Origin of the sequence: Rhizobacter sp. (assembly GCF_035702065.1) — a bacterium.
Taxonomy (GTDB): Bacteria; Pseudomonadota; Gammaproteobacteria; order Burkholderiales; family Burkholderiaceae_C; genus Rhizobacter.
This window is the reverse complement of record NZ_DASSRA010000224.1, coordinates 1-10,686: the sequence shown is the minus strand read 5'-3', so window position 1 is coordinate 10,686 and position 10,686 is coordinate 1. Positions and strand designations below refer to the sequence as shown.

At 68.2% G+C, this 10,686-nt stretch carries 12 protein-coding genes and 1 pseudogene; 10 read left to right on the top strand and 3 right to left on the bottom strand.

Translation table 11 applies throughout. The annotated features are described in order from the left end of the window. Nucleotides 1–235: 235 nt before the first annotated feature. The 5 genes from VFL64_RS10420 to VFL64_RS10400 are packed head-to-tail and all read left to right on the top strand — an operon-like array spanning nucleotide 236 to nucleotide 4,338. Nucleotides 236–391 carry a periplasmic nitrate reductase, NapE protein gene (locus VFL64_RS10420; protein ID WP_489540307.1) on the top strand — a complete coding sequence of 52 codons (156 nt, stop codon included), beginning with the start codon at nucleotides 236–238 and terminating at the stop codon, nucleotides 389–391. Nucleotides 392–396: 5 nt separating this feature from the next. Beyond that, nucleotides 397–735, top strand: coding sequence for a chaperone NapD (locus VFL64_RS10415; protein WP_489540306.1), 339 nt, complete (start codon nucleotides 397–399; stop codon nucleotides 733–735). Then, entirely contained in the window at nucleotides 716–3,205 is a 2,490-nt protein-coding gene (napA, locus tag VFL64_RS10410; RefSeq protein ID WP_489540305.1) for a periplasmic nitrate reductase subunit alpha, read from the top strand. Before VFL64_RS10415 ends, napA begins: the two co-directional genes overlap by 20 nt. A 4-nt stretch (nucleotides 3,206–3,209) precedes the next feature. Further along, entirely contained in the window at nucleotides 3,210–3,680 is a 471-nt protein-coding gene (locus tag VFL64_RS10405; RefSeq protein ID WP_489540304.1) for a nitrate reductase cytochrome c-type subunit, read from the top strand. 16 nt (nucleotides 3,681–3,696) lie between these two features. Beyond that, nucleotides 3,697–4,338: a cytochrome c3 family protein gene (locus VFL64_RS10400; protein ID WP_489540303.1), complete on the top strand. Its 642-nt coding sequence runs from the start codon at nucleotides 3,697–3,699 to the stop codon at nucleotides 4,336–4,338. Nucleotides 4,339–4,462: 124 nt separating this feature from the next. On the opposite strand, the gene VFL64_RS10395 is transcribed toward VFL64_RS10400, so the two are convergent. Further along, nucleotides 4,463–5,689, bottom strand: coding sequence for a class I SAM-dependent methyltransferase (locus tag VFL64_RS10395; protein WP_489540302.1), 1,227 nt, complete (start codon nucleotides 5,687–5,689; stop codon nucleotides 4,463–4,465). Between the two features lie 67 nt (nucleotides 5,690–5,756). Here VFL64_RS10395 and VFL64_RS10390 point away from each other — a divergent pair, with 67 nt between their 5' ends. The 4 genes from VFL64_RS10390 to VFL64_RS10375 all read left to right on the top strand — a co-directional run bounded on the left by VFL64_RS10390 (nucleotide 5,757) and on the right by VFL64_RS10375 (nucleotide 8,709). After that, a complete protein-coding gene (locus tag VFL64_RS10390) occupies nucleotides 5,757–6,284 on the top strand; it encodes a carboxymuconolactone decarboxylase family protein (RefSeq protein ID WP_489540301.1) in 528 nt (175 codons plus the stop codon). A 120-nt stretch (nucleotides 6,285–6,404) separates the two neighbouring features. Further along, the gene (locus VFL64_RS10385; RefSeq protein ID WP_489540300.1) at nucleotides 6,405–7,265 is read left to right on the top strand and encodes an SDR family NAD(P)-dependent oxidoreductase; all 861 of its coding nucleotides are present in this window, start codon (nucleotides 6,405–6,407) and stop codon (nucleotides 7,263–7,265) included. 34 nt (nucleotides 7,266–7,299) lie between these two features. Next, nucleotides 7,300–8,283 carry a zinc-binding dehydrogenase gene (locus VFL64_RS10380; protein ID WP_489540299.1) on the top strand — a complete coding sequence of 328 codons (984 nt, stop codon included), beginning with the start codon at nucleotides 7,300–7,302 and terminating at the stop codon, nucleotides 8,281–8,283. 135 nt (nucleotides 8,284–8,418) lie between these two features. Continuing rightward, entirely contained in the window at nucleotides 8,419–8,709 is a 291-nt protein-coding gene (locus VFL64_RS10375) for a hypothetical protein (RefSeq protein WP_489540298.1), read from the top strand. Here the strand turns inward: VFL64_RS10375 and VFL64_RS10370 are convergent. Continuing rightward, on the bottom strand, nucleotides 8,706–9,764 hold the full coding sequence (locus VFL64_RS10370; RefSeq protein ID WP_489540297.1) for a LacI family DNA-binding transcriptional regulator: 1,059 nt from the start codon (nucleotides 9,762–9,764) through the stop codon (nucleotides 8,706–8,708). The two genes, VFL64_RS10375 and VFL64_RS10370, sit on opposite strands and share 4 nt — an antisense overlap. Before the next feature lie 26 nt (nucleotides 9,765–9,790). On the opposite strand from VFL64_RS10370, the pseudogene VFL64_RS10365 reads away from it, so the two are divergent. Beyond that, nucleotides 9,791–10,111 (top strand): annotated as a pseudogene (locus tag VFL64_RS10365) (hypothetical protein); the annotation flags it as partial. A gap of 2 nt (nucleotides 10,112–10,113) precedes the next feature. Here the strand turns inward: VFL64_RS10365 and VFL64_RS10360 are convergent. Then, on the bottom strand, nucleotides 10,114–10,686 hold a 573-nt coding region (locus VFL64_RS10360), incomplete at its 5' end, for an ABC transporter substrate-binding protein (RefSeq protein WP_489540296.1).

Sequence of the window (10,686 nt, the reverse complement as noted above, 5' to 3'; positions counted from 1 at the left end):
GAACCTCGGGACAGGTTTCTGTTGCCGCGGCAAACGACGTTCCCCCGTTTCAAGGCCACAGCCCGCATCGGCGGAGGTCGCTGCGGCAAGCCGTGCCGAAAAACTGACCGTCGTTTGCCGATCCGCGGGCCGCAAAGCTTGATCCATCTCAAGCGGCCCGGGATAGGCCTCTTGACGAACCGGGCCGCCGGAGAGACAGTCGCCCCACCTGTGTGCATGGCGGGAGACACGCGAAGTGAGCGACTTGCAAGCCCCCTCGACCAAACCAGAAGAAACCCGCAGCCTGCTCTTTCTCGCCATCCTGGCGCCCGTCCTGGCCGTCATGTTCGTGGGCGGCTATGGTTTCCTGGTCTGGATGTACCAACTGCTCGCCGGCCCGCCGGGGAGCTGATGCGCATGGCGATTCCCGCAAGCCTGGCCGCCCGCGCGGCCCGCCAGCCCGCCGCCGGCGACGACGAGTTGCACATCACCAGCCTGGTGGTGCATTCGACCCCGCGGCGCGCCGAGCGCGTGGCCGCTTTTGTAACCACACTGCCGGCGGCCGAGGTGCACGCCATCTCGCCCACCGGCAAGCTGATCGTCACGCTCGAAGCCGCCACCGGCGGCGAGATCCTGGACCAGATCGCCGCCATCCAGCGCACCGAGGGTGTGCTCTCGGCGACCGTGGTCTACCAATGCGCGGACTCGCTGTCCGCCATGAACGAGGAGATGCCCGATGCCCCTGGTCCGACGTGACTTCATCCGCCAGACCGCCGCCGCCACCGCCGGCATGGTGGCCGGCGTGCCCCTGCCGGGCCTGGCCCAGGCCGCGCCCGCGTCCGACCCCAACGTGAAATGGTCCAAGGCCCCGTGCCGCTTCTGCGGCACCGGCTGCGGCGTGACGGTGGGCGTGAAAGACAACCGCGTGATTGCCACGCACGGCGACGTGCAGGCCGAGGTCAACAAGGGCCTCAACTGCGTGAAGGGCTACTTCCTCAGCAAGATCATGTACGGCGAAGACCGGCTTACCAAGCCGCTCTTGCGCATGAAGAACGGCCAGTACGCCAAGGACGGCGAGTTCGAGCAGGTCAGCTGGGACATGGCCTTCGACACCATGGCCACGCAGTGGAAGAAGGCACTGAAGGAGAAAGGCCCGACGGCGGTGGGCATGTTCGGCTCCGGCCAGTGGACGGTGTGGGAAGGCTACGCCGCGCTCAAGCTGATGAAGGCGGGCTTTCGCACCAACAACATCGACCCCAACGCGCGCCACTGCATGGCCTCGGCCGTGGCCGGCATGATGCGCACCTTCGGCATGGACGAGCCGATGGGCTGCTACGACGACATCGAAGTCGCCGACGCCTTCGTGCTGTGGGGCTCCAACATGGCCGAGATGCACCCGGTGCTCTGGACGCGCGTGACCGACCGGCGCCTGTCCGCCCCGCACGTGAAGGTGGCGGTGCTCTCCACCTTCGAGCACCGCTCCTACGAGCTGGCCGACGTCGAACTCACCTTCACGCCGCAGACGGATCTGGCCATCCTCAACTTCATCGCCCACCACATCATCAGCACCGGGCGCGTGAACCGCGCCTTCGTCGACAAGCACACCAACTTCCGCCGCGGCAACACCGACATCGGCTACGGCCTGCGCCCCGAGCACCCGCTGCAGAAGGCGGCCAAGAACGCCAAGGACGCCAACGGCTCCGAGCCGATGACGTATGACGACTTCGCCAAGTTCGTCTCCACCTACACGCTCGACTACACCGCCAAGCTCTCCGGCGTGCCGGCCAACCGCCTGCTCGCGCTGGCCGAGCTGTACGCCGACCCGAAGGTCAAGGTGATGTCGTTCTGGACCATGGGCTTCAACCAGCACACGCGCGGTGTCTGGTGCAACAACATGGTCTACAACATCCACCTGCTCACCGGCAAGATCTCCACGCCGGGCAACAGCCCCTTCTCGCTGACCGGCCAGCCCAGCGCCTGTGGCACGGCGCGCGAGGTGGGCACCTTCTCGCACCGCCTGCCGGCCGACATGGTGGTGGCCAACCCCGAGCACCGCAAGCACACCGAAGAGATCTGGAAAGTGCCCGAAGGCACCATCCCCACCACCCCGGGCTACCACGCGGTGCTTCAGAACCGCATGCTGAAAGACGGCAAGCTCAACGCCTACTGGGTGATGGTCAACAACAACATGCAGGCCGGCGCCAACCTGGCACAGGAAGGCTACCCAGGCTACCGCAACCCCGACAACTTCGTCGTCGTCTCCGACGCCTACCCCACCGTCACCGGTGTGGCGGCCGACCTGATCCTGCCCACCGCGATGTGGGTCGAGAAGGAAGGCGCCTACGGCAACGCCGAGCGGCGCACGCACTTCTGGCACCAGCTCGTCAACGCGCCGGGCGAAGCCAAGAGCGACCTGTGGCAGCTGATGGAGTTCAGCAAGCGCTTCAAGATCGAAGAGGTGTGGCCCGCCGAGTTGCTGGCCAAGGCGCCGCAGCTCAAGGGCAAGACGCTGTTCCAGGTGCTGTTCGCCAACGGGCAGGTCGACCGCTTCCCCACCTCGCAGATCGAGGCCGGCTACGCCAACGACGAGTCCAAGGCCTTCGGCTTCTACGTGCAGAAGGGCCTGTTCGAGGAGTACGCCCAGTTCGGCCGCGGCCACGGGCACGACCTCGCCCCCTTCGACACCTACCACCAGGTGCGCGGCCTGCGCTGGCCGGTGGTCGACGGCAAGGAAACGCGCTGGCGCTACAAGGAAGGCAGCGACCCGTATGTGAAGGCCGGCACCGACTACCAGTTCTACGGCCACAAGGACGGCAAGGCGGTGATCTTCGCGCTGCCCTACGAGCCGCCGGCCGAGGCGCCCGACACCGAGTTCCCGTTCTGGCTCTCCACCGGCCGCGTGCTGGAGCACTGGCACTCCGGCTCCATGACGCGCCGCGTGCCCGAGCTGCACAAGGCCGTGCCCAACGCCGTCTGCTACATGCACCCCGACGACGCCAAGGAGCTGGGCGTGCGCCGCGGCGTGGAGGTCGAACTCGAATCGCGGCGCGGCCGCATGCGCACGCGGGTCGAAACGCGCGGCCGCAACAAGCCGCCGCGCGGCATGGTGTTCGTGCCCTGGTTCGATGCCAGCCAGCTCATCAACAAGCTGACGCTCGACGCCACCGACCCCATCTCGCTGCAGACCGACTTCAAGAAGTGCGCGATCAAGATCGTGAAGGTGTGACGCCATGAAGCTGATGCATCTCGCCTTGGGACTCTTCCTCGCAACCGCCGCCGCCGCCGGCTGGGCGCAAGCCGCCTCCGCCCCGGCCGGCTTCACCGACGCCGCCCGCGGCCCCGTGCCGATCATGAAGTCGACCGAGCCACCACGCCTGGGCAACGCGGTCAACAACGACCGCCGCCTGACGCGCAACTACGACTTGCAGCCGCCCATCATTCCGCACCGCGTGGACGGCTACCAGATCGACCGCAACTTCAACAAGTGCCTGGACTGCCACGCCCGCGACAAGACGGCCGTGAGCCTGGCGGTGCCGGTCAGCGCCACGCACTACATCGACCGCAGCGGCAAGGTGCTCGACCGCATCTCCACCCGGCGCTACTTCTGCCAGCAGTGCCACGTGGCGCAGGAAGACGTGACGCCGCTGGTGGGCAACCGCTTCCAGGGCCTGGGCACCGACGCCCGCCCACAGACCAAATAAGGCGGGAGAACGCACGGTGATCTCATTCATCAAGCGCTACTGGCGCGTCATCACACGGCCCAGCGTGCATTACAGCCTGGGCTTCCTCACCCTCCTCGGCTTCGTCGGGGGCATCGTCTTCTGGGGCGGCTTCAACACCGCCATGGAGGCCACCAACACCGAGACCTTCTGCACCGGTTGCCACGAGATGCGCGACAACGTGTTCGCCGAGCTCAAGACCACCATCCACTACACCAACCGCTCCGGCGTGCGCGCGGTGTGCTCCAACTGCCACGTGCCGCACGACTGGACGGACAAGATCGCCCGCAAGATGCAGGCCTCGAAGGAGGTGTGGGGCAAGGTCTTCGGCACCATCAACACGCCAGAGAAGTTCGCCGAGAAGCGGCTCGAACTCGCGCAGCACGAGTGGGCGCGCTTCAAGGCCAACGACTCGCTGGAGTGCCGCAACTGCCACCAGTACGAGTCGATGGACTTCACCCGCCAGAGCGTGCGCGCGCAGAACATGCACACCACCTACCTGGCGAGCAAGGAGAAGACCTGCATCGACTGCCACAAGGGCATCGCCCACCACCTGCCCCACATCCCGCCGGGCAAGGGGCCGTCGGACACGCCGGGCCAGGTGGTGCCGGTGCCGGCGGGCGCGTCGGCGGCGCAGTAGGGCGGGTGGCTCGGGGTGGGGTGGAGCGGGGCTTCGATACCTCAGCCTGAGCGGGCTGTTTGTATTCGACGGCCGCTGCGCACCACCACCCGCTCAGCCTGAGGTATCGAAGGCCCGCTCAACCCTAAGCCGGCAACAACCCATCCTCACGCAGCAGCGTCTCCAGACACTGCGCCTGGATGCGGTAGAAGTCCTTGATCTCGCGCACCTGCTGCAGCACCTCGTCATTCGGCCGCGGCTGCAAGCGCTTCACCGCCAGGATCATCTTGTTCTTGTTGGTGTGCTCCAGCGAGACGAACTCGAACACCTGGGTGTCGTAGCCGCAGGCGTCGAGCAGCATCGCGCGCAGGCCGTCGGTGAGCATCTCGGCCTGCTGGCCCAGGTGCACGCCGTGCTGCAGGATGGGCTTGAGCGGGTGGGGGCTCAAGAGCTGCGGGCGCAGTTCCTTGTGGCAGCAGGGCGAGCACATGATGATCTCGGCCCCGGCGCGCAGGCCCAGGTGGATGGCGTGGTCGGTGGCGGTGTCGCAGGCATGCAGCGCGATCATCACGTCGAGCTTCCCCGGCTGGTAGCTGCGCACATCACCCTCTTCGATGCGCAGGCCTTGCAGGTCGAGCTTGGCAATGGCCTTGTTGCACAGCGCCACCATGTCGGGGCGCAGCTCCACGCCCGTCACCTGCGCCTGCACGCCCTTGCTGTGCGTGAGCCAGTCGTGGATGGCGAAGGTGAGGTAGCCCTTGCCCGAGCCGAAGTCGATCACGTGGACCTCCTTCGCCTCGGCCAGGCGCGATGACGCCAGCGCGTGCGCGAACACCTCGACGAACTTGTTGATCTGCTTCCACTTGCGCGCCATCGCGGGGATGAGCTGGTGCTGCGCGGTGGTCACGCCCAGCTCGGTGAGGAAGGGGCGGGTGAGTTCGAGCCAGCGTTGCTTCTCGCGGTCGTGCGTGGTCGCCGCATCGCCGCCCTGCGTGGCCGCCGCCACGTGCAGCAGGCCGCGGCCCTTCTTGCTGATGTTGAGCTGCCAGTCTTCGTCGCGCGTGTGCAGGTGCGCGTTGCGCAAGACCGGGCCCAGCAGTTCGCGCAACACCGCCAGGCCTTCGTCGAAGGCGTGGTTCTTGGTGATGTCGCGCGTCTTGTGGGTGTAGACCAGCGAGAGCGCCGGCTCGCCGCGCAGCAGCACCTGGCGCGCCGTCACGCGCAGCAGGTCGTCGCCCGTGCGCGCCGGCTTGGCCAGCACCAGCTTGGCGAAGCTGCCATCGGCCAGGCTGCCCGCCAGATGCGCGAGAAAGCGCTCCAGCGCAGGGTCGGTGGTGGGGTCTGCGGCAGCAGCGGTATCGGCAAGGTCCATGGCCACGGATTGTCGTCCTCCGTCCACATGCTATTCTTGATGAAACGTTTCATCAGGAGATCGCCGCATGGCCCGCATTCCCTACTTCGACATGGCCCACGCGCCCGAGTCGTACCAGGCACTGCTCAAGTCGCGCAACCCGCTCAACCTCTACCGCATGCTGCCCCACGCCGGGCCGTCGGCGGCGGCAGGCTTCCTGGCGCTGGGCTCGGCGCTGCTGCGCGACAACGAGCTCGACTCGCGCTTGCGCGAGATCGCCATCCTGCGCGTGGGCCTCCTGAGCCATGCGAGCTACGAGGTGCACCAGCACAAGCGCGTGGCGCGGCAGGTGGGGCTGGCCGATGACAAGGTGGCCGCGCTGGAGATCGGCGCCGACACCACGGTGCTGAGCGACGACGAGCGCCTGGTGCTGCACTTCACCGATGCGGTGTGCCACGAGGTGAAGGCGCGCGATGAGCTGTTCGACCAGGTGGCCGCGCGTTTCGGCCACCGGCAGACGGCCGAGCTGGTGCTGACGATCGGCTTCTACATGCTGGTCAGCCGCTTCCTCGAGAACTTCGAGGTGGACATCGAGCCGGCAGGCACCATCAAGTAAACCCCTCGCCCGCCGACAACCGCTCAGCCTGAGGTATCGAAGGCCCGCTCAGGCCGGTACACGCCTTCGATACCTCAGGCTGAACGGGCGGAGATGCGCCAACGCCGACAAAGAAACCCCATGAACCTCGCACCCACCGCCCTCGACCCCAGCCGCCAGATGCACCCCGAAACCCTGGGCCAGGCGCCCGCGCGCGGCCGCCTGCAGGGCCGCCGCGTGCTCGTCATCGGCGCCGGCCAGCGCCACATCCCCGAAGAGAACCCGCCCATCGGCAACGGCCGCGCGATCTCGGTGCTGTTCGCGCGCGAAGGCGCGCGCGTCGCCTGCGTCGACCTCCGCGCCGACGCCGCCCAGGCCACCGTCGACCAGATCACGCGCGAAGGCGGCCTGGCCTTCGCCCACACCGCCGACGTGCGCGACGTGGCCGGCATCGCCCCGCTGGTGCAGCGCGCCGCGCAGCAGCTGGGCGGGCTCGACGGCCTGGTGCTCAACGTGGGCATCTCCTATGGCCTGCCGCTCACGAAGATCACCCCCGAGAGCTGGGACACCGAGTACGCCGTCAACCTGCGCAGCCACATGTTCTTCTCGCAAGCCGCGCTGGAGCTGATGGAGCCCGGCAGCAGCATCGTGCTGATGTCCTCGCTCGCCGCCCTGCGCAACGCCAGCCGCAACCCAGCCTATGAATCGTCGAAGGCGGCGCAGGTGGCGCTCGCACGCTCGATTGCGGTGGCCGGCGAGCCCAAGGGCATCCGCTGCAACGCCGTGCTGCCGGGACTGATGGACACCCCCATGGGCCGCGACGCCACGCGCAAGCGCCCCAACCGCGCGCTGGCCGTGCCCTTTGGCCGCCAGGGCACGGGCTGGGAAGTGGCCTATGCCACGCTCTACCTCGTCTCGCACGAGTCGAGCTACGTCAACGGCCACGCGCTGCTGATCGACGGGGGCTTGAGCATTGGCGTCGTGCGCTCACCAACGCCCTGACAGAATCGTCGAACCACCCTCACGGAGACACCCCATGAAGATGAAGGCCGCCATCCAGGCCGGCGCAGACGGCCTGCGCATCCAGGAGACCGAGCGCCCGAACCCGGGCCACGACGAAGTGCTGGTGCGCGTGCGCGCCTGCGGCCTCAACCGCGCCGACATCGGCATGGCCGCCGGCCACGCCCACGGCAGCCTGGGCGGCCCCGGCACGCCGCTGGGCATGGAATGGGCGGGCGAGGTGGCCGAGGTCGGCCCCGGCGTCACCGAGTTCAAGCCCGGCGACCGCGTGATGGGCTCGGGCAAGGGCGCCTTCGCCGAGTACGCCGTCGCCGACAAGGGCCGCATCCTGCCCGTGCCCTCGGCGACGATGAGCTTCGAGCAGGCCGCCACGCTGCCCATCGCGCTGCTCACCATGCACGACGCGCTGGTCACCAACGGCCGCCTGCAGCGCGGCGACAGCGTGCTGATCCAGGGCGCCTCCACCGGCGTGGGCCTGATGGGCCTGCAGATCGCGCGCTTCAAGGGCGCGGGCCTGGTCATCGGCAGCTCGACCACGGCCGAGCGGCGCGCGCGCCTCGGCGAGTTCGGCGCCCAGCTGGCCATCGACACCAAAGACGAACAGTGGCCGCAGCAGGTGCTCGACGCCACCGGCGGCAAGGGCGTGCACCTCATCGTCGACCAGCTTTCGGGCACACAGGCCAACAACAACATGCGCGCCGCCGCGGTGCTGGGCCGCATCGTCAACGTCGGCCGCCTGGCCGGCACGCGCGCCGAGTTCGACTTCGACCTGCATGCGCTCAAGCGCATCCACTACATCGGCGTGACCTTTCGCACGCGCAGCGTGCAGGAGGTGCGCGACATCGTCAGCCGCGTGCGCAGCGACCTGGGCGAAGCCATCGCGAGCGGCCAGCTCGGCCTGCCCATCGACCGCTGTTTCCCGTTCGAGCAGGCGGCCGAGGCACTGGCCACCATGTCGAGGAATACGCACTTCGGCAAGCTGGTGCTGAGCCTGGCCTGAACGGCGACCGGAGATTGCGCGACGGATTGCGCGCCGGGGCAGCGCTATCTGTAACTGCGTGTTTCACATTCGGGTTGCCCCCGATACGCTTCACGGTGTCGGCCCAAAAGGCCATCACCCAGAAGTTGTGAAGTCATGAAGAAGCTGTTTTCCGGGGCCTTGATCGCCCTGTGCGCCGCGGCCACCCACGCCGCCACCCCTTCGCTGAATGCGGCCGACCAGGCCCTGCTGAGCAAGGTCACCCAGGTCCAGTACCAGGCCCTGATCTACACGACGGCCGAGTGCGGCTTCGCACCCAGCATGAACCTGGCCGTCACGCTGCTGAAGTCGCCCGGCTTCACGCCCATCGTCGACGCGCTGGCCAAGCCCGTCGGCCCGCTGCCCCTGCTCGACGAGAAGGCCTGCACGGCCCTGGTCGAAGGCTAAGCCTTCCCCTGCTGCGGCGCGGGGCCGCACGACGCCCGCTCGATGAAGCGGTTCGCGATGCGAACCGTGCGCGCGCCCTCGCTGCTCTCACCGCGCATGCGCGAGAGCAGCAGGCGGCAGGCGGCATCGGCCACCTCGTCGAGGTCGACGCGCAGCGACGAGATCGGCGGCACGTGGTTGGCCGCGAAGTCGGGGTCGCCCACGGCCACCAGCGAGACATCCTGCGGAATGCGCAGCGCACAGGCGCTGATGGCGTTCAGCGTCTCGCTGAGGATGTTGGTGCCCATCACGATGAGCGCCGTCGGCCGCGCGGGCCGCTGCAGCAGCTGCTTGACCGCCTCGAAGGCGGAGCTGGTGGCGCTCGGCAGGCGCACCAGCAGCGCATCGTCGAGCGCCAGGCCGCTGGCCTTGTGGCCGGCGCGAAAGCCTTCGATGCGCCCGCGCATCGGGCGGTTGGGCGACTGCGTCACCACCAGCGCCATGCGCGTGTGACCCAGCGCGGCGAGCTCTTGCACCAGCTGCTTCATGCCGGGGCGGTGGTCGAAGAGCACGCGGTCGGTGGGTGTGTCGTCCAGGTCCAGCGCAAGGTCGCGGTCGAGCACCACGGTCGGAATGCCCAGCTCGCGGATGGTCGTCAGCACCTGTGCATCGCGCTCGCCGCCGGGGGCGATCAAGAGGCCATCCATGCCGCGCGTCTTGAAGGTCGAGAGGATCTCCACCTCGCGCTCGGGCTGGTTCAGCCCGTTGGCCAGCAGCATCATGTAGCCGGCACTGCGCATGCGCTCCTCGAGCGCGCGGTAGAGCTTGGCGTAGAGCGGGTTGCTCACGTCGGTGAGCAGGCAGCCGATGGTGCGCGTGCTGCGCAGCCGCAGCGACTGCGCCGCGTGGTTGGGCCGGTAGCCCAGCTGAGCGATGGCCGCCTCGACCTTCTCGCGCGTGCCCGCGCCCACGTTCTCGACCTTGTTGATCACGCGCGACGCACTGCCCAGCGACACGCCGGCCAGGTCGGCCACATCGCGGATGCTGACGGTTCGGGGCTTTGGCAGGCGCGGCATGAAGGCGAGAATTGTAGGGAGACGCCATGCCCCGCAAAGCCTCCCCCAAGCCGCCTCGCTCGCACCACTACCACGTGTACGTGGTCGAACTTGCCGACCAGGTCTGGAACAACCCGCGCTTTCGTGCCGCCAACCCCGGCTACCAGCTGGGCCAGCCCTTCGTCTACGTCGGCATGACCGGGCTCGACCCCGACCTGCGGTTCGACCGGCACAAGGCCGGGATCGAGGCCAATGCGTTCGTGCGCGACTACGGGCTGCGACTGCTGCCGCGGCTGTACGAGCGGCACAACCCGATGCCGTACGACGCCGCGCGGGCGATGGAGGTGGAACTGGCGATCGCGCTGCGCCGTTACTGCCGGATCTTGCCGGTGCCGCTGATGATGGACAGCTCGACGAAGCGCGAGCCGGAGTGCATGCCGGGCTTGAAGCCGATCACGTAGCCGCCGAGGTTGATGTTGTCCATGCCGTCCAGCGCGGCCACCGTGCCCTCGCGCGTCGGCTTGCCCTTCTGGCGGTGCACGGCCTCGACGATCACCTTGCCGGCGATGTAGCCCTCCATCATCGCGTAGCTCACCGGCACTTCCAGCTTGTCGGCCTTGGCGACGATGTCGAGGAACTCCTTGGTGATGCGGCTGGAGATCTTGTAGGGGCTGGGCGTGACCTGGGCGATCGCGACGCCCTGCATCTGTTCCTCGGCCAGCCGCTTCGAGAGCTGCTCGATGTCGGCGCCGGAATGGGCGAACAGCTGCGCCTTGCCGCCCTCGGCGCGGTAGCCCTCGATGAACGCGGCCGCCGCCGCGCCGGTCGTCACCATCAGGATCGCCTGCGGCTTCGCGCCGACGAACGCCTTGATCGCGGGTTCGACCTTGGCCGTGCCCGGCGCATAGGAGACCTTCGAGGCGATGCTGGCGTTGGCCTTCTT